The following is a 26,085-nucleotide window of genomic DNA, read 5'->3' as shown; positions in this document are numbered from 1 at the left end:
CTTGCCGCGGCGGATCGACGTCGGCGAATACGCCAAGGGCGTGCTCGCCGGCGACCGGGGGACCTTGTCCAAGGCCATCACGCTGGTCGAATCGCATCGCGAGGATCACCGGCGGCAGGCCCAAGAGCTGCTGGTCGAGCTGCTCCCGCACGCGGGCGGCGCGAAGCGCGTCGGCATCACCGGCGTGCCCGGTGTCGGCAAGTCGACATTTATCGACCAGCTCGGCACCGACCTCACCTCGGCCGGGCACCGGGTCGCGGTGCTGGCCGTCGACCCGTCCTCGACCCGCACCGGCGGCTCGATCCTCGGCGACAAGACCCGGATGGCGCGGCTGGCGGTCGATCCGAAGGCGTTCATCCGGCCGTCGCCGACGTCCGGCACGCTCGGCGGCGTCGCCCGCGCCACCCGCGAGACGATCGTGCTGATGGAAGCGGCCGGCTTCGACGTCGTGCTGGTGGAGACGGTCGGGGTCGGGCAGTCCGAGGTGACCGTGGCGAACATGGTCGACTGCTTTCTCTTCCTGACCCTGGCGCGCACCGGCGACCAGCTGCAGGGCATCAAGAAGGGCGTGCTGGAGCTCGCCGACGTCATCGCCGTGAACAAGGCCGACGGCCCGCACGAGCGCGACGCCAAGCGGGCCGCGCGCGAGCTGCAGGGCGCGCTGCGGATGATCTACGGCAAGGACGCGCTCTGGACACCGCCGGTGCTCACGTGCAGCGGGCTCGAAGGAAGCGGCCTCGACGAGGTGTGGGCGGCGATCGGGAAGCACCGCGAGCTGCTCACCGAATCGGGTGATCTTGCGGAACGGCGCAAGCGCCAGCAGGTCGACTGGACCTGGTCGATGGTCCGCGAGCAGCTGCTCGACCGGCTCACCGCGCATCCCGCGGTCCGCGCGCAGGTCGCGGACGTGGAACGAGCGGTGCGCGACGGGGAGCTCACCGCCACGCTGGCCGCGCAGCGGATCTTGGCCGCGTTCACCGAGCCCTCTTCTTGAACATCGTCCAAGAAGAGAAAACCCTCTGCGCACAAGTGCCTTTTGGCCGTCCCAGGGGCTCATTGCGCCCGGCGGTCGTCGGCATGGGGCGAGCGGCCCCGGCTCCACCGCGTGGCGGCTGACGCGCCCGCGCTCCGGCGGGCACAATGCACGGTGACGGCGTAGAAGGGAAGTCATGGCGAAGGTGCGGGGACTGCTGCTGGCCGGTCTGCTCGGCGTGCTGCTCACCGGAGTGCCGCCGGTGGCGGCGTCCGCGGCGACCTCGGCTCCGGCCGCGGCGACGGTGGCGGCTGAGACGGCGATCACGCAGGTGAACGCGCTCCGCCAAGCCCCTCCCGGGCCGGTGCTGGACCCGACGCAGACCGACAAGGCCAACGCCGACAAGACGAAGAAGAACCTCATCGCCGGCGGGGCCGCGGTGGTGCTGCTCGCCATCGTGTTCTTCGGCCGCCGCCACCGCATCAAGCGCCGCAAGGCACAGGGCGGCTGAGCTTTCCGGCGTTCACCCACGCCGAACTTCGTCAGCCGTTCGCCGCAGATCTTCTACCGGCCGTCTAGGCCGGACGGCAGCGCACCGCCGCTTGCCACCTGCATGGTGCACGATCGACTGCAATGCGTAAGACAGATCGATCGGCACGTTGCGTGTTCCCCTGCGCTCGTGTTGCGGGAGGAGGTGCGGCGTGACGGTGCTGGACTCACGGCCGGACGTTCCAGGTGACCACAACCCGATCGCGGCGCCCGGCGCGCTGCTCACCGACGCCGGCGTCAGCATGGCTCCGGTGGAAGACCTTGGCGCGGGCCGCGGCCCGTTCTGGCTGGACGACTGGCTGCGCGCGAACGCGACTGACGTGCTCGCGTGGCGGCGGCACATCCATGCCCACCCCGAGTTGTCGCGCAACGAGTTCGCGACCACCGAGCTGATCGTCTCGCTGTTGCGTCGCGTGGGCCTCAAGCCGTGGGTGCTGCCCGGCGGCACCGGCGTGGTGTGCGACATCGGCAAGGGCGAGCGCTGCGTCGCGCTGCGCGCGGACATCGACGCGCTGCCGCTGACCGAGGACACCGGCCTGCCCTACAGCTCCACCGTCGAGGGCGCGGCGCACATGTGCGGCCACGACGCGCACACCGCGATCCTGCTCGGAGCCGGCCGTGCCCTCGCCGGTGCGCCCGAGCTGCCTGGCCGCGTGCGGCTGATCTTCCAGCCCGCGGAGGAGGTCATGCCCGGCGGCGCGCTGGACATGATCGCGGCGGGAGCGCTGGAGGGCGTCGAGCGGATCTACGGCCTGCACTGCGACCCGCGGCTCGAAGCGGGCAAGGTCGGCACCCGGGTCGGAGCGCTGACGTCCGCCGCGGACCTGATCGAACTGCGCCTCACCTCGCCCGGCGGGCACACTTCGCGGCCGCATCTGACCGCGGACCTGGTGTACGCGCTCGGCACGGTCATCACGTCGCTGCCGTCGGTGCTATCCCGGCGCGTCGACCCCCGGTCCGGCACGGTGCTGGTGTGGGGCGCGGTGCACGCCGGACAGGCCGCGAACGCGGTCCCGCAGGACGGGGTCCTGCGCGGCACGCTGCGGACCGCCGAGCACGAGGTGTGGAAGTCGCTGGAGCCGCTCGTCGCGTCCTCGGTGGAATCGCTGCTGGCCCCGACCGGCGTCGGCTTCTCGCTCGACTACCGGCGCGGCGTGCCGCCCGTGGTGTCCGACGCGGAGTCGACCGCGCTGATGCGCGCGGGCGTCGAGGCGGCGGTCGGGGAATCCGGGCTCGCCGGGACGGAACAGTCGTCCGGCGGCGAGGACTTCGGCTGGTACCTGGAGCACGTCAGCGGGGCCTTCGCCCGGCTGGGCGTGTGGTCCGGTCCGCCCGCTCCGCAGGCCGACATCCACCGCCCGACGTTCGTCCTCGACGAGCGCGCGCTGCTCGTCGGCGTGCGCACTTTGGTGCACACCGCACTGGCCTCGCTGGCCTGAGTTATCCACAGGCGTCGCGCCGATGTGGATAACTCAGGCGGGTGAGAGGTACCCCTCGTGCGGGGGTGTCAGCGGGGGATTACACGGCGTGGTCTAGACCGCCGAAGCTATGGTGCGTCTGTTTACCGAGAGTCATTTCGGACTTTCGGGCTGCCCGGTTTCGGCGGTGAGCCGCCGGTTGCTGACTGTGGTTTTCGTGTTGTGCGGCAACGGCTTTGGCGGAATCTGCGGCTCATGGCGGGGTGCCGCTGCCCTGATTTTTGCCGTCATCTTCGGTGACTCACTGCGATTTTTCCTGCGCAGTGAGGTGCTGGATGCCCGTGTGGGTGAGCCTCTGCCGTGTGGTATTGGGCGGCTGTCCGGCGAGGTTGTGGATCATCCGGTCGCCTAGAGTTATCCACAGGGCGAGGTCGCTGGGGACAACTTTCGGGGTCCCGCTGGGGACCGACCGCACAGGCTGTGGATGACTCGGAAACCGAGCATTTCCCCGCGGCCGAACCGGCGCTCGCGGGACGGTGTGGTTCGCCTCTCGAACGGCTGAAAGTCCGTGAGGGGAACCCTGGGGGAATCAGCGTCCGTGAAGGTGGCCCTCACGGACGGTCAAGGCGCCAGCGTCAGCCGCTGATCCCGGTGCACGGCCGGGTGCGCAGATCGTCCACGTAGTCCGCCGGGGCCCCGGCCGCCTCCGCGGCGTCCGCCAGCACCCCGAGATACCGCGCCGAGGGCAGGCCGCCCTCGTAGGCGTCCAGGACGTACAGCCAGGCCAGCACCGAGCCGTCCATCGTCTGGACCCGCAGCCGGATCTTCGTGTGCATCCCCAGCTCGCCGCCTTCCCAGCGGTCGAGGCGTTCCTCGTCGAGCGCGGTCACGTCGTACAGCACCACGAACACCCGCGACGACGGGTCCTCGACGATGGTGGCCAGCGCGCCTTCCCACCCGATGTCCTCGCCGCCGAAGGTCAGCCGCCAGCCTTCCAGCCAGCCGGTGCCCGCCATGGGCGAGTGCGGGGCGCGCTCCAGCATCTGGGCGGGCTCCATGTTGGATCCGTAAGCGGCATACAACGGCACGCGGCACAGCCTAGCGACCCATCCGCGCCCCGATGGGATGCACATGCCGTGTCCCGGGCACTTCGCCTACCGGTCAGGTTCGCCGCGTAGGGTCAGGACCACCGCCAAGCACGCGTACATAGGAGGACACCGGTGACCAGGATCGTGATCATGGGTGGCGGCCCGGCGGGCTACGAAGCCGCCTTGGTCGCGGCGCAGCACGGCGCCGACGTGACGATCGTCGAGCGGGACGGCCTGGGCGGCGCCTGTGTCCTTTACGACTGCGTGCCCTCGAAGACGTTCATCGCCTCGTCCGGCGCGCTCGCGAAGATGCACGACCTCGGCGAGCTCGGCATCAACACCGATATGGCGGACACCACCGTCGACTTGCCGACTGTCCACGGACGAGTGAAAGGCCTCGCGCTCGCGCAGTCGGCCGACATCCGTGCCCGCGTGCAGCGCGAGGGCGTCCGCGTGATCACCGCCGAAGCCCGGTTCGCCGACGACGAGCCGGGTCTGGCCACCCACACGGTGGAGGTCACGCACTCCGACGGGACAGTCGAATCGCTGTCCGCCGACGTCGTGCTGATCGCCACCGGAGCCACCCCGCGCGTGCTGCCCGGCGCGGTGCCGGACGGCGAGCGGATCCTGGACTGGCGGCAGCTGTACGACCTCACTGAGCTGCCCGAGCACCTCGCGGTGATCGGATCCGGCGTCACCGGTGCCGAATTCGCCTCCGCGTACACCGAGATGGGTGTGAAGGTCACCGTCGTGTCCAGCCGCGACCGCGTGCTGCCGCACGAGGACGCCGACGCCGCCGCGGTGCTCGAAGAGGTCTTCACCCAGCGCGGTACGACGGTGGCCAAGCAGGCCCGGGCGGAACGCGTCGAGCGCACGGAGAAGGGCGTCGAAGTCCACCTGGCCGACGGTCGCGTGATCGAGGCGAGCCATGCGCTGATGACCGTCGGGTCCATCCCGAACACCGCCGACATCGGCCTCGACCGCGTCGGCATCGAGCCCGGCCCCGGCGGGTTCATCGCGGTGGACCGGGTGTCGCGCACGAGCGTCCCCGGCGTCTACGCGGCGGGCGACTGCACCGGCGTGCTGATGCTCGCGTCCGTGGCGAGCATGCAGGGCCGCATCGCGATGTGGCACGCGCTGGGCGAGGGCGTCGCACCGATCAAGCTCAAGACCGTCGCGGCGAACGTTTTTACCCACCCGGAAATCGCCACCGTCGGCATCAGCCAGCAGGCGATCGACTCCGGCGAGGTGCCCGCGCGCACGATCATGCTGCCGCTGGCCACCAACGCGCGCGCGAAGATGGAAGGCCTGCGCCGCGGTTTCGTGAAGCTGTTCTGCCGTCCCGCCACCGGCGTGGTGGTCGGCGGCGTGGTGGTCGCTCCGTCGGCGAGCGAGCTGATCCTGCCGATCGCGCTGGCCGTGCAGAACCAGCTGACGGTGGACCATCTGGCGCTGACGTTCTCGGTGTACCCGTCGCTGTCCGGATCGATCACCGAAGCGGGCCGTCAGCTCATGCGGCACGACGATCTGGACTGATTTTTCCCGGCCGGGCAACCCCGTGCCGCACACCGCGTCTAGCGGGTTGAGGACGTGTGGCACGGGGAAGGAACAAGGGTGCGCAAGAGCGCGATTTTCGCGGTGGTGGCGGCGATCGGACTGGCTGGGACCGCAGTCCCGGCAATGGCGGCGAGCGGGCCGGCTCCCGATCCGGTGACGGTGCAGCTGAACCAGGACACCGCGGTGCTGCACGGCCAAGTGAACGCCTACCAGCGCGGCTCGGACCCGAACATGGCGTTCGCGTACTGCCCGGGTGCCAAGGCGGGCACGGCGGAGTTCAGCTCGCCCGCGCTGCGGTTCTCTCAGTACTTCTACGGCGAGATGGTCGGAGTGAAGGCCACGATGAGCGCTCGCGCGAGCCTGCTTCCGGGCGTCAAACCCGGCAGCTATCCGCTCACCGTCACGTGTGACGGGAAGCAGTACAACGCGACGTTCACCGTGCCCGCCGCGCAGGTTTCGCGGGTGCCCCAGGGCGCGGCGAAAGCGGGCGACGGAAGCCTCGCCAGCTAATCGTCCATCCTCGCCAAAAACCGCCGGAAATTGTTTCCGGCGGTTTTTTCGTTCCCGGGGCAACCCCGCGACGGGTGGAGACGTCTTGGTGGTGTCGGAACGAAAACGCCCGGGCCGCAGGGGGAACTGCCGGACGGGCGCGGATTCGCCGCCGTTTAGCGCGGCGGGAATCGCATTTTCATCAAGGGGAGTGTCATGAAGCGTACCGTTGTTTTCTCCACCCTGGTCGCCGCCGGAATGCTTTCGGCCGCACCGGCTTTCGCCGCCGAAGCGCCCAGCACGCCGCCCGCGACGAGCACCGCCTCCGCGCCGACTTCCGCGCCCGCCGCGGACGAGCCGGCTGACGACAACGCTGGCGTGCCCAAGGCGTTCATCCGGGTGCTGCCGTCCTCCGGTCACGCCGGGGACCGCGTCACGGTGCGCGTCGGCTGCGAGGCCTCGGAAATCAAGAGTCTGAACTCGGCGGCGCTGCAGTTCGGCAAGCTGCACCCAGTCGGCACGCAGAACGACCCGGCGAAGGCCCCGGTCTCGCAGGGCACCGCGACCGTCCGCAACGGCGTGAAGCCCGGGGCGTACCAGGTTTCGTTCTCCTGCGGCAGCGCCGACATCACCACGAAGTTCACCGTCCTGGGCGCGAAACCCGCCCCCAAGCCGACGCCCGCGCCGAAGCAGGTCAGCAAGGTCCCGTCCGGCGCACCGCAGACCGGCGGCACGGACGGCCCGGTCGTGGACGACCAGTCGAACCTCGGCCTGCCGATCGCGGCCGGCGCGATGGGCGTCCTCGCCCTCGGCGGCACCGGCCTCGTGGTGGCGCGTCGTCGCCAGCGTGGCTGACTAGTCTCCTGGGCCTGGCTGCTTTTATGGCGGCCAGGCCTGGGCGGATCGGGGGAAAAATGATCAGGAAGACACTCGCCGCGGCGACCGTCGGGCTCGCCGCGCTGCTGGCCGGATGCTCCGTCGGTTCGACGACCGCGGCACCCTCTTCCAGCGCCGCGTCCGCTTCGTCGGCGGGAATGCCGAAATCGGAGCCGGTCTCGCTGGACATCCCGAGCATCGACGCGCATTCCAGTCTGGTGCCGCTCGGCCTCAATCCCGACAATTCGGTACAGGTCCCGCCGGTCAGCAAGCCGTTGCAGGCAGGCTGGTACGAAAACGGCCCGACACCCGGCGAGGTCGGCCCCGCGGTTGTGCTCGGACATGTGGACGGGAACAAGCAAAAAGGGATCTTCTACCGGCTCAAGGAAATGAAGCCGGGAGACGACGTCGACATCGCCCGCCGCGACGGCACCACCGCGCACTTCGAGGTGACCAAAGTGGACCAGGTGCCCAAGGACGTCTTCCCGACCGACGCGGTCTACGGGGATACTTCGGACCCGGAATTGCGCTTGATCACCTGTGGCGGCGCGTTCGACCGGGCCGAGCACAGCTATGTGGACAACATCATCGTGTACGCCCACCTGGTGAACAGCGGGCGTTGAACAAGACGCCCCCGATTTTGTCGGTCCCCGGTGCGACACTGTGGCGGTCGGCACAATTCTGGGAGGCATCGCATGATCACCAGGACAGAACCGTGGCCCGCGGGCACCCCGTGCTGGGGCGACTTGATGGTGCCTGACCGCGACAAGGCGGTCACGTTCTACGAGTCGCTGCTCGGCTGGACAGTCGAATCCGGCGGCCCGGAGACCGGCTTTTACGGAATGGCACAGGTAGCGGGCAAACCGGTGGCGGGCATCGGGCAGATCCCGCCGGAGCAGGCAGGCATGCCGCCGGTGTGGACGACGTACCTGTCAGTGTCCGATGTGGACAAAACCGTAGCCGCGATCACCGAGGCCGGCGGGCAGGTCATCGCCCCGCCGATGGACGTCCTGACCGAGGGCCGGATGGCCATCGCGACCGACCCGGCCGGGGCGACGTTCGGCCTGTGGCAGGCGGGCAGGCATTCCGGCACGCAGGCCACGCTCACGCCAGGAGCGCCCGCGTGGAACGAATGCATGACCCGGGATTTCGCCGCGGCCAAGCGGTTTTACGGGGACGTGTTCGGATACGGCTTCGGTGATATGTCCGGGCCGGGCTTCACGTACGCGACACTGGACGTCGACGGCAGGCCGGTCGGCGGCCTCGGCGAGCTGCCCGCGGACAGCCCAGCGCAACCCGGGTGGGTGACGTACTTCTGGACGTCGGACGCGGACGGGGCGGCTGCGCGTATTCCGGAACTGGGCGGGACGGTGGTGAGCCCACCGGCGGACACGCCGCACGGCCGGTTGGTGGTCGCGGTGGACGACCAGGGGGCGGGGTTTTCGCTGATGGCGCCCAACGCCCAGTCGGGGACGCAGGACGGGTGGGGGTGAGGTTGGGGATCGGGTGTTTTAGGGATCCCGGGCTGGCTGGGGAGAGCCGGCTGGGCGGTGAAGTGTGGTTGGGCCGAGTGGTGCCGGGCGTGGTGCCTGGGGCGCTGGGAATGGTGGGCTGCGCGTCCAGGTGTCGCTGGCCGGACTGTGCCGGGCGCGGTGCCGAGGCGCGCTGAAACGGTTGGTTGAGCAGGGAGGTGGCGAGCCGGGCATTGCTGGAGTGGTGCCGGGCTGAGCTGAGCGGGGTGCGCTCGGGCGAGGTACTGGTTGAGCTGAGAGCTGCTGAGCAGGCCAACCTTGCTGCGGGCTGATCTGAGGAGGGTGCGATCAGACGGGTGTTGGCCTGAGCTGAGCTGGGAGGTGCCGGAAAGGCCAACTCGGGCTGTGCCGGGGCGAGCTGGTGCCCGAGCCGCTCGGCGCGGCTTCGTGCTGGCGTGCGGCAACCAGTGTCGCTCGGCGCGGCCTCGTGCTGGTGCGTGGCGGAGGGCTGTGTCTGCGTGGTGGTGGGGTGGGGAGAGCTCGACGCCACGGAGCGCGTCCTCGATTCGCGTCGTGCTTCGGCGGGCTGAGCCAGTGTCGCTTGGCGCGGCTTCGTGCTGGTGCGTGGCGGAGGGTCGTGTCTGCGTGGTGGTGGGGTGGGGAGAGCTCGACGCCACGGAGCGCGTCCTCGATTCGCGTCGTGCTTCGGCGGGCTGAGCCCGCGCCGCTCGGCGCGGCCTCGCGCAGGCGTGCGGCAGATGGCTGTGTCTGCGTGGTGGCGGCTGTGCGGGGCATGGACCGTGGCCCTGCTTCGCGTCATGCTGCGACGGGCTGAGCCAGTGCCGCTTGGCGCGGTGCGCGGCAGAGGGCCGTGTCTGCGTCGTGGTGGGCCGTGCGGAGAGCCCAGCACATGGAACGCGGCCCTACCTCGCGTCGTCATGCGACGGCTGTAGCGAGTCGCCCGGCCTGTGTGGTTGCCGCGTCAGGCAAATCACCCACCGTCGGCCGCGCCATGTTGGGCGCGAACCAAGCCGCTCGGCATCGAGCCGGAAAGACGGCGATCGTGCCGCGCGGTCCCGGGCACCGGAACCAGCACCGGGGCCGCCGCATCCGGTCGAATCGGCCTACCCGCGCATGGTCCGAAACGCAGAGAGGGGAACCCGAGGGAATCCGCTCCCTCAAAGTTCCCCTCCCCGCCGATCTGCCGACTAAAGCCGAGGATCAGTCCTCCACCCAGTCGAAGGTCTTCGTCACCGCCTTCTTCCAGTTGCGGTATTCCTTCTCCCGCCGGGACTCGTCCATCGACGGGTCCCACTGCTTGTCCTTCGCCCAGTTCGTCCGGATGTCGTCCTCCGACTCCCAGAACCCGACCGCCAGCCCGGCCGCGTAGGCCGCGCCCAGTGCGGTCGTCTCATTCACCACCGGGCGGATCACCGGCACGCCGAGGATGTCCGCCTGGAACTGCATCAGCAGTTCGTTCACGACCATCCCGCCGTCGACCTTCAGCGACTTCAGCGGGACACCCGAGTCGGCGTTCATCGCGTCGATCACCTCACGCGACTGGAACGCCGTCGCCTCCAGCACCGCCCGCGAGATGTGGCCCTTGTTCACGAAGCGGGTCAGGCCGACGATCGCGCCGCGGGCGTCGGAGCGCCAGTACGGGGCGAACAGGCCCGAGAACGCCGGGACGAAGTACGCGCCGCCGTTGTCGTCGACCGTCCGGGCGAATTCCTCGATCTGCGCCGCCGACGAAATCAACCCCAGGTTGTCCCGCAGCCACTGCACCAGCGAACCGGTGACCGCGACCGAACCCTCCAGCGCGTACACCGTGTCGTTCGAGCCGATCTTGTAGCAGACCGTCGTCAGCAGGCCGTTTTCCGACAGCACCTTCTCCGTGCCGGTGTTCAGCAGCACGAAGTTGCCGGTGCCGTAAGTGTTCTTGGCCTCGCCCGGCGAGAGGCACGCCTGGCCGAACGTCGCCGCCTGCTGGTCGCCGAGGATTCCGGCGATCGGCACCTCGGCCAGCGCCCCGCGCGGGCGGACCTTGCCGTACACCTCCGACGACGACCGGATTTCCGGCAGCATCGACAGCGGGATCCCCATTTCCGCCGCGATTTCCTCGTCCCACTGCAGGGTGTCGAGGTCCATCAGCAGCGTGCGCGACGCGTTCGTCGGGTCGGTCACGTGCACGCCGCCGTCGGTGCCGCCGGTCATGTTCCACAGCACCCAGGTGTCCATGTTGCCGAACACCAGATCGCCCGCCTCGGCCCTGGCCCGCGCGCCCTCGACGTTGTCGAGGATCCACTTGATCTTCGGGCCGGAGAAATACGTCGCGAGCGGCAGACCGGTCTTCTCGCGGTAGCGCTCCTGGCCGCCGCCGAGCGCGCCCAGTTCGCCGGCGATCTTGTCGGTGCGAGTGTCCTGCCAGACGATCGCGTTGTACACCGGCTTCCCGGTTTTGCGGTCCCACACCAGCGCCGTTTCACGCTGGTTGGTGATGCCCACCGCGGCGATGTCGGTCGGCCGCAGGTCGGCCTTGGCGAGCGCGCCCGCGGCGACCGCGCGGGTGTTTTCCCAGATTTCCTCGGCGTTGTGCTCGACCCAGCCCGCCTGCGGGAAGATCTGCTCGTGCTCGCGCTGGTCGACCGCGACGACGCGGCCGGAGTGGTCGAAGATCATGCAACGCGTCGACGTGGTGCCCTGGTCGATCGCGGCGACGTACGAAGTCATGGATTTCCTCCGGAAAGCTGGATCAGGTCAGGTTGTGCACGGCCAGGTACACCAGCGCCGCCAGCGCCGCGCCGACGAGCGGTCCGAGGACCGGCACCCACGAGTAGTTCCAGTCAGGATCGCGCTTGCCCTTGATCGGAAGCAGGAACGCGTACGCGATCCGCGGGCCGAGGTCGCGGGCCGGGTTGATGGCGTAGCCGGTCGGTCCGCCGAGCGAGATGCCGATCACCAGCACGACGAACGACACCCCGGCGTAGCCGAGCGCGGTGTTGCCGAAGGTCGGCGTCCCGTCCCCGGCGACCTTGTAAGCCGGGGTCAGCAGGATCCAGCCGACGAGAACGAACGTGCCGATGATCTCGGTCACCAGGTTCCACGCCTTGTTCCGGATCTGCGGGGCGGTGGAGAAAATGCCGAGCGTTTCCTCCGGATTCGGATGGTCGTCGAACTGCAGTTTGTAGGTCAGCCAGCACAGCACGGCGCCGAGAATCGCGCCGACCATTTCCCCGATCAGGTAGAACGGCACGTCCGCCCACGAAACCTTGCCCGAAATGGCCAGGCCGAGAGTGACCGCCGGGTTCAGGTGCGCGCCGGTCGGGGCGGCGAGGCTGGCCCCGGCGAACACGCCGAAGGCCCACCCGAAAGTGATGAACAGGGTTCCGGCCTGAAAGCCGTTGTTCTTGCGCAGCACGACGTTGGCCACCACGCCGTTGCCCAACAACAGGAGCACTGCTGTGCCCAGCGTCTCCCAGACGATGATCGCACCCGGACTCAGACTTGGACTCACGCTCTCCGCACCTCCACACTGGACAGTCTGTGCAGGGCCGATCACGTCCGGCCACAGCCCCGTCGCCGGCCCCAGTCCGCGGCACGTTACCGGTGCGTACGCGCGCAATCCATAAGCCGGGCGAAGCAATGTGACCATGATCGTCATGGGTTCCGCCACACGTGTCACCTCGGGGTCAGCGGACGATCACGCAAGCGTGCGATGCTGGAGAAGGTGGAGCACGAGGAGGAACGAGTGGTGACGAACCCGCAGAATGGCAGCGACCCGGCCCAGCTGGGTCCGGTGGGCCGGGAGGAATCCTGGCGGCGCTTCGGCGACGAGACCTTCGACCTGGTCGTGATCGGCGGCGGCGTCGTCGGCGCGGGCACGGCGCTCGACGCGGCGACGCGCGGCCTGCGGGTGGCGCTCGTCGAAGCGCGCGACCTGGCGTCCGGCACGTCCAGCCGGTCGAGCAAGCTCTTCCACGGCGGCCTGCGTTATCTCGAGCAGCTCGAGTTCGGCCTGGTGCGCGAGGCGCTGCACGAGCGCGAGCTGATGCTGACGAAAATCGCGCCGCACCTGGTGAAGCCGGTGAGCTTCCTGTACCCGCTGACGCACCGGATCTGGGAGCGTCCGTACACCGCGGCCGGGCTGCTGATGTACGACACGATGGGCGGAGCCCGGTCGGTGCCGGGCCAGAAACATCTCACCCGTGCGGGTGCCCTCCGAATGGTCCCCGCGCTCAAGCGGTCCGCCCTGATCGGCGGCATCCGCTATTACGACGCGCAGGCGGACGACGCCCGGCACACGATGACCGTCGCGCGCACCGCGGCGCACTACGGCGCGGTGGTCCGGACCTCCACCCAGGTCGTCGGCTTCCTGCGCGAGGCGGACCGGATTTCCGGCGTCCGCGTGCGCGACGTCGAGGACGGCCGCGAGACGGAGATCCACGCCGGCGCGGTGGTCAACTGCACCGGCGTGTGGACCGACGAACTGCAGCGGCTGTCCGGCGGCCGCGGCCGGTTCCGCGTGCGCGCCAGCAAGGGCGTGCACATCGTGGTCCCGCGCGACCGGATCGTGTCGGAGTCCGGGATGATCCTGCGCACCGAGAAGTCGGTGCTGTTCGTGATCCCGTGGCGCAACCACTGGATCGTCGGCACCACCGACACCGACTGGAACCTCGACCTCGCGCACCCGGCGGCCACCAAGCACGACATCGACTACCTGCTCGAACACGTGAACTCGGTGCTCGCGACGCCGCTGACGCACGACGACATCGAAGGCGTGTACGCGGGTCTGCGGCCGCTGCTGGCCGGGGAGAGCGAAGAGACGTCGAAGCTGTCGCGCGAGCACGCGGTCGCGCGGGTCGCGCCGGGCCTGGTCGCGATCGCGGGCGGCAAGTACACGACGTACCGGGTGATGGCGGCCGACGCCGTCGACGCCGCGGTGGTCGACCTTCCGGGCCGCCCGCCGTCGTCCATCACCGACAAGGTCCCGCTGCTCGGCGCGGACGGCTACCACGCGCTGGTCAACCAGGCCGACCACCTGGCCGCGGAGCACGGGCTGCACCCGTACCGCGTGCGGCACCTGCTCGACCGTTACGGCTCGCTGGTGCACGAGGTGCTGGCGCTCGCCGCGGACCGGCCGGAGCTGCTCAAGCCGATCGAGTCGGCACCCGATTACCTCGGCGTCGAGGTCGTGTACGCGGCCAGTCACGAGGGCGCGCTGCACCTGGAAGACGTCCTCGCGCGGCGCACGCGGATCTCGATCGAGTACGCCCACCGCGGCGTCGATTGCGCCGAGCAGGTCGCCCAGCTGGTGGCCGGCGTGCTGGGCTGGTCGGAAGACGAGACCAAGCGCGAGGTCGAGGTCTACCGGGCGCGGGTCGAGGCGGAGCGGGATTCGCAGCTGCAGCCGACGGACGAGTCGGCGGACGCGCTGCGGGCCGCCGCGCCGGAGGCCCGGGCCGGGCTGATCGAGCCGGTCAGCTGAGCTTTCTCGTGAGTGCCGGGGGCAACCCGGCACTCACGAGGGCTTGCGCACCCAGCGGATGAGCGTTTCCCCGGTGGGCGAGGGCCGGTCTTCGGGGCCGACCCGGGTGAACCCGGCCCGCTGCGCGACGACCTCGGACGCGGTGTTGCTTTCGTCGTGCCGGTAGGCGATTTCGTGCAGGCCGAGGCGGGCGAAGCCGAACTGGATCGCGGCCGAAAGCGCCACTGCCGCAATGCCTTTGCCCCGTTCGGCCGGATGCGTCCACACCGAAGCCTCGGCGGTGCCGAAGTCGAGGTCCAGATCGCGCAGCCCGACCTCGCCGAGCAGCCGGCCGGTTTCCGGTTCGGCCACGGCCCACGAGCAGCGCTCGTCGCACGCCCACTGCGCGGCGCGCAGAGTCACGTACTCGGTGGCTTCGTCCGGGGTGCGCAGCTGGTAGTTCAGCACATACCGCCGATGCCGCGGGTCCGCGAACGCCTCCATCAGCGCGGGCCGGTCGTCGAGTTGCCGGTCCGCGCGGAGCTGACGCAGGTAGTACGCGCCCGCGTTGATTTCCACGGGTTCCACGACTCGAGCCTAACCGCCCGGAGACGGGAAACGGCTGCGTGCCGCGTCACTGCGGCGTAGCGGAAAAGCAGTCGCGACGTGCTGAACGGGCTGGCAGCGTTGCGGATATGCCGGACAATCTGCTCCAGTTCGCCGTCGAACACTCTCGCCGACACGGGTGGGACCGCCTTCCCGCTTTCCTCGCCGACGACCGGATGTGGACCTTCGCCGACGTCTACGCGGGGGCCGCCCGATTCGCGGGCGGCTACCGAACCACCGGACTGCGCCGCGGCGACCGCGTTCTGCTCGCCCTTCCCGACAGCATCGAGATGGTCTGGGGCCTGCTTGGCGCGTGGCAGTCCGGGATCGTCGCGATTCCGGTGAATGTCCAGATGAGCCAAGCGGATCTGGCCCGGGACGTCCGCACCGCCGAACCCGCGTTGATCGTCGCCGATCCGGAGACCGCGGGCTGGCTCGACGACGCCGGTCTCGCCCCGACCGCCGGTGCGCGGCAATTGGCCGCCGCGGAGCCGGAGCCGGACTTCGCGCCGGGCGGGGACCATCCGTCGCACGCGCTGTTCACGTCCGGGACGACCGGGGCGCCCAAACTGTGCTTCTACCTGCACAGCAACTTCGAACCGGCGATGCTTCGCACGGACGGGGCCGGGACGGTCGCGTTGTCGATCTCGCGGATGTGTTTCTCCGGCGGGCTGCTCGCCTCGGTGCTGGCCACGATGTGCACTGGCCAGACGTCGGTGCTCTCGCGGGCGCACCCGAGCCCGGCCGCTGCGCTGGAGCTGATCCGCCGCCACGACATCGCGACGCTTTTCGCGCCGCCGAGTTTCTTCGCGCGTCTGCTGCTTGAGCCGGGACACGCCGAGACACTCGGGCGATTGCGCGGCGTGATGTGCGTCGGTGAGGTGCTGTCCGCGCGGTTGTGCGAGAAATTGCTGCCGATCTTCGGCGATCGGCTGGTGAATCTCTACGGTGCCACCGAAGCCGGTGGGTACGCGGTGGGCCGTCCGGCGGATTACACCGACGCGTCAGCGGTCGGGCCGGTCTTCCCGGGGCGTTCGGCACGCGTAGTGGTCGACGGCCAGGAGGCGGCGGGGATACCGGGCGAACTGCAGTTTCGGGTCCCGTACGCCACTCGGGGTGTCGCTCGCGGCGGTCTTGGCCCGGATCAGGTGACCGACGTCTGGTGGCCGACCGGCGATCTCGGCTCGATCGACGCACAGGGCATCGTCCACGTGTATGGCCGACTGGACGACGTCGAAGTGATCGGCGGGCAGAACGTGGTCCCCGGCGAGGTCGAACAGCTCCTCGGAAGCCATCCAGAGGTGCTGGAGGCGGCGGTCAGCGCGGTGCGGCGCGAGGCGGGGGACACGACGCTGCGCGCTTATGTGGTCACCGCTTCGGGGACCGGCGATGACAAGTTGAGCGCGGAATTGATCGCGCTGACCCGGGAACGCTTGTCGTGGTACAAGGTGCCGCAGGACATAACTTGGCTGGAAGCGTTGCCACGCAACGAAAACGGCAAGGTATTACGACGACAGCTCCGTGCGATGGGTGGGCAGTGACTTAAGCGGGCGAAGGGATCGCCGGGAACTCCGCGTGCACGGCGGTCCCTTCCCCGGGCGCGGACTCGATGGTCAGCGAACCGGCCACCCGTCGCACCCGCTGGAGCATCGCTTCCAGCCCGAACCCGGTGCCGTCGCCGCGGTCGCCGGGGGCGAAACCTCTTCCGTCGTCGCGGATGTCGAGCATGACCAGCTCGCTGGTGTAGGTGAGGGTGACGCCGATCCGCGTGGCGCGTGCGTGCTTTTCCGCGTTGGCCAAGGCTTCCTGGGCCACCCGGTACAACGCCACCTCCAGTTCGGGCAGCAACGGCTGTGCGTCGCCTTCGACATCGGCGGTCACCTTGACGCCGGAGGTATCGGACACTCGATTCGCCAAGCCCGCCAACGCTTCCGGCAGATGCGAATCCGCCAACGGCTCCGGCCGCAACGCCTGGACCGCGCGGCGCGCTTCGGTGAGACTGTCCTTCGCGAGCGTGTGCACGTGGTCGAGATGCCGTTGCCGATCCGCCGCTTCGGTAGCCCGGTCGGCGGCCTGCAATTGGGTGACGATGCCGGTCAATCCTTGAGCGACGGTATCGTGAATTTCGCGGGCCATTCGCTGCCGCTCGTCGAGTACTCCGGCCTCGCGGGCTTGGGTGAGCAGTTGTGCGTGCAGCGCCGCGTTTTCCGTCAACGCTGTTTCCAGCTGCGCGTTCGATCGCGCGAGTTTTTCATTGGTGCGACGGCGTTGTTCGTTCTCCGCGCCGACGAACCACGCGACGTACAGAATCGGCCCGACAATCGACACCGCGGTGATCCACGGCGGTGATGGCTGCCAAATTCCCTTGGCCAGCAACGGAACCACTGCCGTGGCGGCCGCCGCGAAGATGCTCCAGCGCGTCGGGAACAACACGAACGCGATCGGGTAGCCGATTGAAGCGAAGGCGGTGAACGGGTCCAGCCGGGAGGTCAGGATGGTCGCACCGGCCAGCAGCACGGCAAAGAATCCGATGGCCAGCAACGGGTTTCGCGTGCGTCGCGGGAAAACCGGGATCAGCCCCAGCAGCCACAGTCCGCTCGCCGCGGCGAGAAGCAGCGTGGTGCGCCATTGCGCGGGGTCGCCGTGCGGTTGTCCGGCGGCGATGATCGTGCACACGGCGAGCGCCAGGATGCCGATCCCGGCGAAAACGGGGCCCGCCCACCGTTCGGCCTTCGGATCGACCGAACCCGGCCGCAGCCCCATCATCGGGCTGAGCCGCGGCGCGTGCTCTCGCGTGCTCAGCGCCGCCGCCATCCGCTGAACAGGAGCAGCAGCAACGGCAGCGCGAACACGATCAGCACCCGCCCGCGTGTCACGATCAGCACGAGGATCGCGAAAGCGATCGAAAGCGGCAGGGAGTACCGCATCACGAACCCGCCGAGCCTGCCGTTTCCACTGTCACGGGACGGCGCGACCGGTTCCGGCCGGGCCGTGGCCAGCAGCGCGCTCGGCCGCGGCGAGGGCAGGTCGTCGAACAACGGCACCAGTTCGCTCACCAGCTTGGCCGAGGTGACCTTCGCCGAGCGGCTGCCGTATTCGTCGATGTCGAGGCGTCCGGTGCGGACGTGCTCGGAGAGGACGTCCAGCGCGTCCTGGCGTTCGGCGTCGCTCAGCCGCAGGTCAGCCATGGTCCGCCTCAGCGGTCCAACCGGCGCTGGCGCCGGTATTCGTCCCGCATCGCCCGGAATTCCTCGCGACGCACCCGATGCTGGTCGTGGCGGTGCCGGTCATGGCGGTGATGGTCATGGTGCTCGAAACCCTTGCCCCACAGCGCGCGACCGACCGCGGTCAGCGCGATCGGCGCGAAAATCACCGGCCACCCCGCGGAGCCGGTGGCGATCAGGGCGATCGCCGCGATCCACACCAGCGGAACCAAAGCGGCGACGACGCGTTGCCCCGGCGACCATTCCTGCTGCCGCGCGGCCACCTCGCCGGACGCCGCGGGCTGCGGCACGGGCACCGGAGCCGGAGCCGGTTCCGGCGCGGCGGTCGCGCCCGCGCCGAACACCGGATGCGGCACCGGCAGGTCGGTGAACAACTCGCCCAGCTCGCCCCGGGTTTTGGCCGCGGTGATCCGGGCGGACCGCTCGCCGAACTCGTCGATATCGATCCGCCCCGCGCTCATGTGCTCGCCGAGCGCGTGCAGCGCGGACTCTCGCTCCTGGTCGCTGATCCGCAGCTGCGGAGACGGAACCTCAGTCACGTAGTCGATGGTATGCCGCGCGAGCGCGCGGCACCCACGACATTCAGCACAACTTCAGTCCTTGAGTTCCAACAGTTGCGTTCCCTGCGTCACCGCGGAGCCGATCTCGACCGAAAGCCCGGTGACGGTGCCCGCTTTGTGTGCGGTGACCGGGTTTTCCATCTTCATCGCCTCAAGCACCACGATCAGCTCGCCCGCCTCGACCTGCTGGCCTTCCTCGACCGCGATCTTCACGATGGTGCCCTGCATCGGTGCGGTGACCGCGTCGCCACTCACCGCTGCCTTCGCGCCGCCAGCCCGCTTGCGAGGCTTGGCTTTCGCCGCCGCGGGCGCGCCGCCGCCTTCGAGGGCGAATCCGCCCGGCAGCGACACTTCGAGCCGGCGTCCGCCGACCTCGACCACGACGTTCTGCCGCGGCGCCTCTTCCTCGGCCTCGACGTCCGGCGCGGTGAACGGCTCGATCTGGTTGTCGAACTCGGTCTCGATCCAGCGGGTGTGCACGCTGAACCCGTTCTCGTCGCCGATGAACGCCGGGTCGTTCACGATCACGCGGTCGAACGGCAACACCGTCGCCATGCCCTCGACCTCGAACTCGGCCAGCGCGCGACGGCTGCGCTCCAGCGCGTTCTGCCGGTCCGAACCGGTGACGATCAGCTTGGCCAGCATCGAGTCGAACTGGCCGCCGATCACGCTGCCGGATTCGACGCCGGAATCGACGCGCACGCCCGGACCGGACGGGGCGACGAACTTGGTGACCGTGCCCGGCGCGGGCAGGAAGCCGCGGCCGGCGTCCTCGCCGTTGATGCGGAACTCGATCGAGTGGCCGCGCGGCACCGGGTCCTCGGTGATCCGCAGCTTCTCGCCGCGGGCGATCCGGAACATCTCGCGGACGAGGTCGATGCCGGTGGTCTCCTCCGAAACCGGGTGCTCGACCTGCAGCCGGGTGTTCACCTCGAGGAAGGAAATGGTGCCGTCGACCGCGACGAGGTATTCGACGGTGCCCGCACCGTAGTAGCCGGCCTCCTTGCAGATGGCCTTGGCGGACTCGTGGATCCGGGCGCGCTGGTCGTCGGACAGGTACGGCGCGGGGGCCTCTTCCACCAGCTTCTGGTGGCGGCGCTGCAGCGAACAGTCGCGGGTGCCGACGACGATCGCGTTGCCGTGCTGGTCGGCCAGCACCTGCGCTTCAACGTGCCGCGGCTTGTCGAGGTAGCGCTCCACGAAGCACTCGCCGCGGCCGAACGCGGCCACCGCCTCGCGCGTCGCGGACTCGAACAGCTCCGGGATTTCTTCGCGAGTACGGGCGACTTTCAGGCCGCGGCCGCCGCCGCCGAACGCCGCCTTGATCGCGACCGGCAGGCCGTGTTCGTCGGCGAACGCGATGATCTCGTCGGCGTCCTTCACCGGCTCCTTGGTGCCGGGCACCAGCGGCGCGCCCGCGCGCATCGCGATGTGCCGCGCGGTCACCTTGTCGCCGAGGTCGCGGATCGACTGCGGGCTCGGCCCGATCCAGGTCAGGCCCGCGTCGAGGACGGCCTGGGCGAATTCGGCGTTCTCGGAAAGGAAACCGTAGCCGGGGTGGACCGAATCGGCGCCGGAGCGCTTGGCGGCGTCGAGGATCTTGTCGATCGAGAGGTAGCTCTCGGCCGCGGTGCTCCCGCCGAGCGCGAACGCCTCGTCGGCGAGGCGCACGTGCGGAGCGTCGCGGTCCGGGTCGGCGTATACGGCCACGCTCTGCAGGCCCGCGTCCTTCGCGGCCCGGATCACGCGAACCGCGATCTCGCCCCGGTTCGCGATCAGGACCTTGGTCACCGGACCGCCTGTGCTCGCGGTGTCCTGCTCGCTCACCACATACCTCCCGTGCCCGTCGCGGCGCTGCTGGTCAACCGGGAGTCTACGGACCCCGGCGGGGCCTGGATTGAGAGGTGGACCACCCAGTTCGGTCCTGTTTATACCCGCCCGGCGGGGGCCTGGTGCCGCAGTTCGGCCGGTAGTTCGGAGTCGAGCACGATCACGTCGTAGGGGTTGACCTGGTGCACCAGCGCCAGGTTCTCGGTGTTGACCAGGATCCACGGCTGGTGTTCGCCGCAGCAGTCGACGAGGCGGTCGAGCGCGGTGAAGGCGACCAGCGCGGTGCGGCCGTCGGGCGTGCGGCGCAGTTCGACGTTGGCTCCGGTCTGGCCGTCGGTGGTCGGGCCGGTGGGGCCGGTCGGCAGGTAAAGGGCCGGAGGCAGATTGGGGTTCGTCACTCCGACAACATAGACGGACACGGTCCGCAAGGTCGCTTACAGTCTCGGATATGCGGATTTGGCCGAAGCGCGTCCCGCGATCCGCGCTGCTCACCGCCGTTCTCGCGGCGGTGGTCACGGCGGCGGCGCTCGTCGTGGTCGTCGTGCTGCGCCCGAAGCCGGACGGCGCGGTGACCATGGCGCCGCGCGAGCCCGCGCCGACTTCGGCGGACGGACCGTCCTCGACCTGCGGCAACGGTCCGTGCCGTCAGCTGGCCGCGGTGAGCGTCGGCGGTACCCCGGTCGTGTTGCTGGCGGACGCCTCGGGCGGATGGGGCCGGGTCCAGGTCGGACAGCAGCCGGGCACCGAGTTCGAGCTGGCGATCACGAATCTGGGTGCGAAGCTGACGGCGACTTCCTTGCGCTGCATCGACGGATCGACCGCCGCGTGCCTGATCCGCGGCGACGCGGCCGGCGGCTCCTATGGAGAACTGCTCACTGAATCCGGCGGAGTGTGGCGCGACTACGGCAAACCGTATTTCTCCGACGCCGGTTCGCTGTCGCTCTACGACGTCAGCCAGGACGGCCGTCCGGACGTGATCGTCGTCCGGCACGAATGCCCGCAGGCGGTGTCCGGCACACCGCGCTGCCAGGCCGCGCCGGTGGTGGCGGAGGTATACGAACTCGACGGCGAGGTGATGGGCTGCACGAGCACCGTCACCTCGCCGTCGAATTTCCGCGGCTGGCCGGACGTCGAGCTGAGGAAATCCCAGCTGCGGCGTTGTTCCGGCAACTCCTGAGACCTCAGGCGGTCGCGGGCCGGGCCGCGCCGCCCTCGTCGCGGTGGTTCGGGCGAGCGGTGTGCGTGCTGAGGATTTCGTCGTCGAGCAAGCCCTCGCTGCGCGCGACGATCGTCGGGACCACGATCTGACCCGCGACATTCGTGGCGGTGCGCATCATGTCCATGATCGGGTTCACCGAGTAGATCAGCGCGATGCCGAGCGCGACCTGCTTGGCGTCGAGGCCGATGAACGCCGTGGTCAGGGTGAGCGCGGTCAGCCAGCCGGTGGTGCCCGCGGTGGCCAGCGCGCCGACCACGGCGACGACCACGATCCCGACGTACTGGCCGAAGCTCAGCGGCACCCCGGCGAGGTTGGCGATGAAGATCGCGCCGATCGCCGGGAACACCGCGGCGCAACCGTCCATTTTGGTCGCGCTGGCGAGCGGCGTGGCGAACGCGGCGTACCCGGGGTCGACGCCGAGGTTCACCGCGGACTGCCGGGTCAGCGGCAGCGTGGCCGAGCTCGACTGCGAAGCGAAGGCGAACTGGATCGCGGTGCCCGCCTTGGCGAAGAACGTCAGCGGGCTCACCTTGGCGACGAACTGCAGCAGGATCGGGTAGACCACGAACAGGACCAGCAGGCAGCCGACGTACACCGCGAGCGTGGTCGACAGCAGCGGGCGGAACAGCGCGTCGCCGTAGTTGGAGACCGCGGCGCCGATCAGGCCGATGATGCCGATGGGCGCGAGCCGCACGATCCAGCCGAGGTAGCGCTGGACGATCTCGAAGACACTGGTGGTGAAGTCGACGAACGGCTTCGCCTTGTCGCCAAGGCTGTAGGCGGCGGCACCGATCACGACGGCGAGGAAGAGCACCTGGAGCGTGCTGCCCTCGGCGAAGGCGGAGAAGAAGTTCTCCGGCAGCAGGCCCTTGATGAAGGCGTCCCAGGAACCCCAGTGGCTCATGCTCTTCGCGGCCTTGTCGGCGTTCTTCGCGGTGGCCGCGACGCCCTCGCCGAGCCCGCCGGAGCCGGGGTTGAACAGCTTGCCGATCGCGATCCCGATCAGCGAGGCGATGAACGACGTGATGGCGAACCACAGCACGGTCTTGCCGCCGAGCCGCGCGGCGGTCCGGCCGCCGCCGAGGCCGCGCAGGCTGTTGATGCCGACCACGATCGCGGTGAAGACCAGCGGAATCACCGCGATCTGCAGCAGCGTCGTGAAGATCGTGCCGATGTGGTCGAGGGTGTCGGTCAGCCAGCCGGCTTCAGTCGTCCGCGCGAGCACGCCGAGACCGGCGCCCACGACGAGCGAGCCGAGAACGGCCGCGGCGAACACGCGCGGTTTGGTGTACGTCCTGACGAAGGACATGTGCCACCCCAGGGAGGTCGAGAGTTTCCGCTGGCCCGGGTGCGGGCCGGGATCGACTTTCCCTGATCACTCGTCCGAGTGACACATCGTCCCAATATGTGAACTAGTTCCACATTTCGGTGACGCTGACGCCCACCTCGGCGAGGAGCTGGCGCAGCAGCGGAAGACTGATCCCGATCACACTGGACGGGTCCCCCTCGACACCTTCGACGAACCACCCGCCGAGCGCGTCGAGCGTGAACGCCCCCGCGACGTGCAGTGGTTCGCCCGTGGCGACATAGGCGTCGATCTCGGCCTGGCTGGGGTTGGCGAAGTGCACGGTGGTGGACCGGGTGCCGGAGGCTTCCTTGGTGCGCTGCCCGCCATCGAGCCGGACCACGGCGTGCCCGGTCAGCAGGACACCGGAACCACCGGCCATCCGGGCCCAGCGCTGCTTCGCGACCTCGGCGGTGGCGGGTTTCCCGACCATTTCGCCGCCGATGGAGAGCATCGAATCGCAGGCGACGATCACGACGTCGGGTTCGGAGACCATCTCGACGACGGCGTTGGCCTTGGCTTTGGCAAGGGCTGAAACCAGTTCGGCGGGCGCCGGATCGGTGAGCGAGGCGGCGACGGCGTCCTCGTCGACACCGGACACGACGACGGCCGGATCCAGACCGGCGGCGCGCAGCACGGCGAGGCGGGCGGGGGACTGGGAGGCGAGGACTAGACGCACGGTCGAACGCTACCTCGGTGAGGCGGGGTGGGCGGGTGTGGGCCGGGGTCGGGTCGCCGAGTTGGTCTGCGGATGGAGCTGCCTAGGCGAGCTGGGAGGTCGCGTCCGGCTGCTGAGGATCTGGACCTCGCCGTACGCGGGGTTTGCGGCGAGCGGCAATCGCGACATCGCCGCTGCGCGATCCGAGCTGCTTTGCTCACTCCGGGCTGGGGAGTGCGCTGAGGAGCGAACGCACCATCGCCGCTGCGGGGTGTGGGCGTGTTTGAGCTTCTGCGCTGTGCCCACTCGGGGTCGGGTGCGCGCTGAACGGGAGGTTCCTTCGCGCGGTCGCCGATTACTCGATCGCGTCCTGACTTTTGCGTCAGAGCTTGGCCAGCCCGGCTCTTCTCTCACCGCCTGACTCGCCCCGGCTGGATCGCGCCCAGCCAGGGCGAGCAAGGTCATCCGTTCATCGCACCGGTTCCGGGGTCGGGGCGGTCGGCGCTGGCATGTGCGGCCGAGGCGACACGCGGCGCAGTGCCGCTGCCGACAAGACTCCCAGTACCAGCACCGCGATCGGCAGGATCAGCGTCGCGCGGGTGGCGTCGGTGAGTCCATTGTGGACTACCTCGGTGGCGAGGCGGCCCGCTTGCTCGGCGATTCCCGCCGGGAGTCCGGGGATCGTGGCTGGGCCGCCGGAGCCGCCGAATTCGCCGGTTGAGGCGGCGGCGTGGGCGATTCCTTCGGCGAACGGGGCGCGGTATTGCTCGGGCAGTTGCGCGGCCGCGGCGGTGGCCTCGCTGGTGATCGAGGCGCTGATCCTCGCCTGCAGGAGCACGCCGATCGCGGCGCTGCCCAGGACGCCGCCTACCTGCCGGGCGGTGTTGAAGATCCCCGACGCGGTTCCGGTGAGCCGCGGCTCTACCGACGCCATCGTCAGGTTGCTCATCGGCGAGAAGATGCAGCCGACGCCCAGGCCGCACACCAGCAACGCCGGGATCAGGGTCCACTGGCTCGTGTCCGGCCGCGCCTGCAGCGCGACGATGCCGATGCCCGCGGCCAGCAATACCAGACCGCCCATCACCAGGTACTTGCCGTTGATCTTGTCCGAGGCGCGGCCGACAAACGGCGCGATCACGCCGGACAGCAGCGACATCGGGGCGGTGAGCAGGCCGGCCATGGTGGGGGAGAGGCCGAGCACCGTCTGGATGTAGATGATCAGCGGCAGGAACATGCCGGTCATGGTGAAGCCGACCGTCGTCGCGGTGAGTGTGCCCGCGGAAAAGTTGCGGTTCCCGAACACCGCCAGCGGGACCAGCGGTTCGCGGCGGTTGTAGTGCTGCCACAGCACGAAGGCGATCAGCAGCACCACGCCGGCCCCGATGATTTCGAAGACCGTGATGCCGCCGAACACCGTGCCCCAGTCGTACTGCTGTCCATTTTGGACGCCGAACACGACGCAGAACAGCCCGGCGGCGGACAGCAGGATGCCGAGCAGATCGAACGAGTGAGAGTGCTTCGGCTGCCAGTCCGGCACCAGCCATAGTGTCAGCGCGATGGCGATGACGCCGATCGGCACGTTCACGTAGAAGATCCACTCCCAGCCGAGGTGCTGCACCAGCACGCCGCCCAGCAGCGGACCGGTGATCGTGGCCAGACCGGCCACGCCGCCCCACGCGCCCATCGCCGCGCCGCGTTTCGCGGGCGGGAACAGGTGGCTGATGAACGCCAGCGTCTGCGGCGTCATCAGCGCGGCGCCAAGGCCTTGCACGGCACGGGCGGCGATCAGCATCTCGACGTTGCCGGAAAGCCCGCACCACAGCGACGACGCGGTGAACACGACGAGCCCGGCGACGAACACCCGTTTCGGGCCGAAGCGGTCGCCGAGGCGGCTGGTGAACAGCATCGGCACGGCGTAGGTGAGCAGGTAGACGCTGATCACCCACACCACCGAGTTCAGCCCGGCTCCGAGGTGCTGCAGCATGGCGGGCACCGCGATGGACACGATCGTGGTGTCCAGCAGAATCATGAAGAACCCGATGCAGAGCGCGCTGAGCGCGGCCCACGGGTTAACCGGTCTTGCGTTCATCGTTTTCCTTGAGCTTGAGTTTGGTGTCCTGGAAAGGGATCCGGCCGCTGTCGAGGTCCGCGAACAGCTGCTCGATCCACGCCAGCTCGAACTTCCGCTGCGCCACGCTGTAGCGGAAATCGAGCCAATAGATTTCGGGGGTGCCGTCGGCTTCCAGCCGCTCGATGATCACTTCGTCGGCGGCCACGCCCGCGCGCAGCCGGGTGATCCGGTGTTCCAGTTCGAGCAGCGCCACGTCGTGTCCGAGGTCGTCGATCACGGCGAGGCCGCTGAGTACGTCGCTGTAGTCCGGCACCACGTCGCCCAGCATTTGCCGGGCTCGTTCCTGGAAGGCGTCTTTGCCCGCGGCTGTCATCGCGTACACCGTGCGCTCCGGCCGTTTGCCGTCTCGCTGTGTCTCGACCGCATCGATGAAACCGTTGCGCTGCAACCGGTCCACGGTGTGATAGAGCGAGCCGGCCTTGAGCTTCACGCGGGTTTCGATGTGCCGTTCCCGCATGAGCTGGGCCATTTCATACGGGTGCATCGGCCGCTCGTGCAGCAGCTCGAGCACGGCGACGCCCAGTGCCGTGAGCTTGGCCGCGACCATGACGGTGTTCCTCCAGGGGTGCGATCGAGTGATCCAACGTGGGTTATTCCACGTGGACTATACGGTGTGGAACAAGCGG

Annotated in this window: 25 protein-coding genes; 12 read left to right on the top strand and 13 right to left on the bottom strand. The window is 69.4% G+C overall.

The features are described from left to right. Position 1 precedes the first annotated feature (1 nt). The 4 genes from meaB (at position 2) to ACZ63D_RS08295 (ending at position 3,352) form a co-directional block, all read left to right on the top strand. On the top strand, positions 2–994 hold the full coding sequence (gene meaB, locus ACZ63D_RS08310; protein WP_465353572.1) for a methylmalonyl Co-A mutase-associated GTPase MeaB: 993 nt from the start codon (positions 2–4) through the stop codon (positions 992–994). A 175-nt stretch (positions 995–1,169) separates the two neighbouring features. Beyond that, positions 1,170–1,484, top strand: a complete 315-nt coding sequence (locus tag ACZ63D_RS08305; protein ID WP_465353571.1) for a hypothetical protein — start codon at positions 1,170–1,172, stop codon at positions 1,482–1,484. A gap of 190 nt (positions 1,485–1,674) precedes the next feature. Continuing rightward, on the top strand, positions 1,675–2,961 hold the full coding sequence (locus tag ACZ63D_RS08300) for an amidohydrolase (RefSeq protein WP_465353570.1): 1,287 nt from the start codon (positions 1,675–1,677) through the stop codon (positions 2,959–2,961). Between the two features lie 109 nt (positions 2,962–3,070). Continuing rightward, positions 3,071–3,352 carry a hypothetical protein gene (locus ACZ63D_RS08295; RefSeq protein ID WP_465353569.1) on the top strand — a complete coding sequence of 94 codons (282 nt, stop codon included), beginning with the start codon at positions 3,071–3,073 and terminating at the stop codon, positions 3,350–3,352. Between the two features lie 223 nt (positions 3,353–3,575). On the opposite strand, the gene ACZ63D_RS08290 is transcribed toward ACZ63D_RS08295, so the two are convergent. After that, complete coding sequence (locus ACZ63D_RS08290; RefSeq protein WP_183124553.1) at positions 3,576–4,028, bottom strand: gamma-glutamylcyclotransferase family protein; 453 nt, start codon at positions 4,026–4,028, stop codon at positions 3,576–3,578. 132 nt (positions 4,029–4,160) lie between these two features. Between ACZ63D_RS08290 and ACZ63D_RS08285 the strand changes: the two genes are divergently transcribed. The 5 genes from ACZ63D_RS08285 to ACZ63D_RS08265 all read left to right on the top strand — a co-directional run bounded on the left by ACZ63D_RS08285 (position 4,161) and on the right by ACZ63D_RS08265 (position 8,443). Further along, positions 4,161–5,564 (top strand): NAD(P)H-quinone dehydrogenase, encoded by a 1,404-nt coding sequence (locus ACZ63D_RS08285; protein ID WP_037816072.1) that lies wholly within the window; start codon positions 4,161–4,163, stop codon positions 5,562–5,564. Between the two features lie 78 nt (positions 5,565–5,642). Continuing rightward, positions 5,643–6,095, top strand: a complete 453-nt coding sequence (locus ACZ63D_RS08280) for a hypothetical protein (RefSeq protein WP_465353568.1) — start codon at positions 5,643–5,645, stop codon at positions 6,093–6,095. Between the two features lie 195 nt (positions 6,096–6,290). Next, entirely contained in the window at positions 6,291–6,929 is a 639-nt protein-coding gene (locus tag ACZ63D_RS08275; protein ID WP_465353567.1) for a hypothetical protein, read from the top strand. A 59-nt stretch (positions 6,930–6,988) separates the two neighbouring features. Next, positions 6,989–7,573, top strand: coding sequence for a class F sortase (locus ACZ63D_RS08270; RefSeq protein ID WP_465353566.1), 585 nt, complete (start codon positions 6,989–6,991; stop codon positions 7,571–7,573). Between the two features lie 72 nt (positions 7,574–7,645). After that, on the top strand, positions 7,646–8,443 hold the full coding sequence (locus ACZ63D_RS08265; RefSeq protein ID WP_465353565.1) for a VOC family protein: 798 nt from the start codon (positions 7,646–7,648) through the stop codon (positions 8,441–8,443). 1,200 nt (positions 8,444–9,643) lie between these two features. Here the strand turns inward: ACZ63D_RS08265 and glpK are convergent. Beyond that, a complete protein-coding gene (gene glpK, locus ACZ63D_RS08260) occupies positions 9,644–11,152 on the bottom strand; it encodes a glycerol kinase GlpK (RefSeq protein ID WP_465353564.1) in 1,509 nt (502 codons plus the stop codon). Between the two features lie 22 nt (positions 11,153–11,174). Beyond that, positions 11,175–11,924: an MIP/aquaporin family protein gene (locus tag ACZ63D_RS08255; protein ID WP_465353727.1), complete on the bottom strand. Its 750-nt coding sequence runs from the start codon at positions 11,922–11,924 to the stop codon at positions 11,175–11,177. A gap of 213 nt (positions 11,925–12,137) precedes the next feature. Between ACZ63D_RS08255 and ACZ63D_RS08250 the strand changes: the two genes are divergently transcribed. Next, the gene (locus ACZ63D_RS08250) at positions 12,138–13,907 is read left to right on the top strand and encodes a glycerol-3-phosphate dehydrogenase/oxidase (RefSeq protein WP_465353563.1); all 1,770 of its coding nucleotides are present in this window, start codon (positions 12,138–12,140) and stop codon (positions 13,905–13,907) included. Between the two features lie 33 nt (positions 13,908–13,940). Here the strand turns inward: ACZ63D_RS08250 and ACZ63D_RS08245 are convergent, their stop codons facing one another. Then, positions 13,941–14,474 carry a GNAT family N-acetyltransferase gene (locus tag ACZ63D_RS08245; protein ID WP_465353562.1) on the bottom strand — a complete coding sequence of 178 codons (534 nt, stop codon included), beginning with the start codon at positions 14,472–14,474 and terminating at the stop codon, positions 13,941–13,943. A 107-nt stretch (positions 14,475–14,581) separates the two neighbouring features. Between ACZ63D_RS08245 and ACZ63D_RS08240 the strand changes: the two genes are divergently transcribed. Beyond that, positions 14,582–16,033, top strand: coding sequence for a class I adenylate-forming enzyme family protein (locus tag ACZ63D_RS08240; protein ID WP_465353561.1), 1,452 nt, complete (start codon positions 14,582–14,584; stop codon positions 16,031–16,033). Position 16,034: 1 nt separating this feature from the next. On the opposite strand, the gene ACZ63D_RS08235 is transcribed toward ACZ63D_RS08240, so the two are convergent. The 5 genes from ACZ63D_RS08235 to ACZ63D_RS08215 all read right to left on the bottom strand — a co-directional run bounded on the left by ACZ63D_RS08235 (position 16,035) and on the right by ACZ63D_RS08215 (position 20,504). Next, positions 16,035–17,306, bottom strand: coding sequence for a sensor histidine kinase (locus tag ACZ63D_RS08235; RefSeq protein ID WP_465353560.1), 1,272 nt, complete (start codon positions 17,304–17,306; stop codon positions 16,035–16,037). Continuing rightward, the gene (locus ACZ63D_RS08230) at positions 17,291–17,680 is read right to left on the bottom strand and encodes a DUF1707 SHOCT-like domain-containing protein (protein WP_465353559.1); all 390 of its coding nucleotides are present in this window, start codon (positions 17,678–17,680) and stop codon (positions 17,291–17,293) included. Before ACZ63D_RS08230 ends, ACZ63D_RS08235 begins: the two co-directional genes overlap by 16 nt. 8 nt (positions 17,681–17,688) lie before the next feature. Then, entirely contained in the window at positions 17,689–18,255 is a 567-nt protein-coding gene (locus ACZ63D_RS08225; RefSeq protein WP_465353558.1) for a DUF1707 SHOCT-like domain-containing protein, read from the bottom strand. 54 nt (positions 18,256–18,309) lie between these two features. After that, the gene (locus tag ACZ63D_RS08220) at positions 18,310–20,103 is read right to left on the bottom strand and encodes an acetyl/propionyl/methylcrotonyl-CoA carboxylase subunit alpha (RefSeq protein WP_465353557.1); all 1,794 of its coding nucleotides are present in this window, start codon (positions 20,101–20,103) and stop codon (positions 18,310–18,312) included. Between the two features lie 101 nt (positions 20,104–20,204). Next, positions 20,205–20,504 (bottom strand): SAV_915 family protein, encoded by a 300-nt coding sequence (locus ACZ63D_RS08215; RefSeq protein WP_037816056.1) that lies wholly within the window; start codon positions 20,502–20,504, stop codon positions 20,205–20,207. Positions 20,505–20,554: 50 nt separating this feature from the next. Between ACZ63D_RS08215 and ACZ63D_RS08210 the strand changes: the two genes are divergently transcribed. Next, positions 20,555–21,283, top strand: coding sequence for a hypothetical protein (locus ACZ63D_RS08210; protein ID WP_465353556.1), 729 nt, complete (start codon positions 20,555–20,557; stop codon positions 21,281–21,283). Between the two features lie 4 nt (positions 21,284–21,287). On the opposite strand, the gene ACZ63D_RS08205 is transcribed toward ACZ63D_RS08210, so the two are convergent. The 4 genes from ACZ63D_RS08205 to ACZ63D_RS08190 all read right to left on the bottom strand — a co-directional run bounded on the left by ACZ63D_RS08205 (position 21,288) and on the right by ACZ63D_RS08190 (position 26,006). Continuing rightward, the gene (locus tag ACZ63D_RS08205; RefSeq protein WP_465353555.1) at positions 21,288–22,634 is read right to left on the bottom strand and encodes a dicarboxylate/amino acid:cation symporter; all 1,347 of its coding nucleotides are present in this window, start codon (positions 22,632–22,634) and stop codon (positions 21,288–21,290) included. Between the two features lie 103 nt (positions 22,635–22,737). Beyond that, the gene (locus tag ACZ63D_RS08200; RefSeq protein ID WP_465353554.1) at positions 22,738–23,349 is read right to left on the bottom strand and encodes a Maf family protein; all 612 of its coding nucleotides are present in this window, start codon (positions 23,347–23,349) and stop codon (positions 22,738–22,740) included. A gap of 448 nt (positions 23,350–23,797) precedes the next feature. After that, entirely contained in the window at positions 23,798–25,417 is a 1,620-nt protein-coding gene (locus tag ACZ63D_RS08195) for a DHA2 family efflux MFS transporter permease subunit (RefSeq protein WP_465353553.1), read from the bottom strand. Beyond that, complete coding sequence (locus ACZ63D_RS08190) at positions 25,398–26,006, bottom strand: PadR family transcriptional regulator (RefSeq protein WP_465353552.1); 609 nt, start codon at positions 26,004–26,006, stop codon at positions 25,398–25,400. Before ACZ63D_RS08190 ends, ACZ63D_RS08195 begins: the two co-directional genes overlap by 20 nt. Between the last annotated feature and the right edge of the window lie 79 nt (positions 26,007–26,085).

The organism is Amycolatopsis sp. NPDC104775 (assembly GCF_055583325.1).
The sequence above is the reverse complement of the archived record's forward strand: the minus strand, read 5'-3'. Positions and strand labels throughout refer to the sequence as shown.

Bases quoted from the DNA above. Each gene is read 5' to 3' on its own strand.
- ACZ63D_RS08305 (WP_465353571.1), top strand. From the start codon at position 1,170: ATGGCGAAGGTGCGGGGACTGCTGCTGGCCGGTCTGCTCGGCGTGCTG.
- ACZ63D_RS08295 (WP_465353569.1), top strand. From the start codon at position 3,071: ATGGTGCGTCTGTTTACCGAGAGTCATTTCGGACTTTCGGGCTGCCCG.
- ACZ63D_RS08275 (WP_465353567.1), top strand. From the start codon at position 6,291: ATGAAGCGTACCGTTGTTTTCTCCACCCTGGTCGCCGCCGGAATGCTT.
- ACZ63D_RS08270 (WP_465353566.1), top strand. From the start codon at position 6,989: ATGATCAGGAAGACACTCGCCGCGGCGACCGTCGGGCTCGCCGCGCTG.
- ACZ63D_RS08265 (WP_465353565.1), top strand. From the start codon at position 7,646: ATGATCACCAGGACAGAACCGTGGCCCGCGGGCACCCCGTGCTGGGGC.
- glpK (WP_465353564.1), bottom strand. From the start codon at position 11,152: ATGACTTCGTACGTCGCCGCGATCGACCAGGGCACCACGTCGACGCGT.
- ACZ63D_RS08250 (WP_465353563.1), top strand. From the start codon at position 12,138: ATGCTGGAGAAGGTGGAGCACGAGGAGGAACGAGTGGTGACGAACCCG.
- ACZ63D_RS08240 (WP_465353561.1), top strand. From the start codon at position 14,582: ATGCCGGACAATCTGCTCCAGTTCGCCGTCGAACACTCTCGCCGACAC.
- ACZ63D_RS08235 (WP_465353560.1), bottom strand. From the start codon at position 17,306: ATGGCGGCGGCGCTGAGCACGCGAGAGCACGCGCCGCGGCTCAGCCCG.
- ACZ63D_RS08230 (WP_465353559.1), bottom strand. From the start codon at position 17,680: ATGGCTGACCTGCGGCTGAGCGACGCCGAACGCCAGGACGCGCTGGAC.
- ACZ63D_RS08210 (WP_465353556.1), top strand. From the start codon at position 20,555: ATGCGGATTTGGCCGAAGCGCGTCCCGCGATCCGCGCTGCTCACCGCC.
- ACZ63D_RS08205 (WP_465353555.1), bottom strand. From the start codon at position 22,634: ATGTCCTTCGTCAGGACGTACACCAAACCGCGCGTGTTCGCCGCGGCC.
- ACZ63D_RS08195 (WP_465353553.1), bottom strand. From the start codon at position 25,417: ATGAACGCAAGACCGGTTAACCCGTGGGCCGCGCTCAGCGCGCTCTGC.
- ACZ63D_RS08190 (WP_465353552.1), bottom strand. From the start codon at position 26,006: ATGGTCGCGGCCAAGCTCACGGCACTGGGCGTCGCCGTGCTCGAGCTG.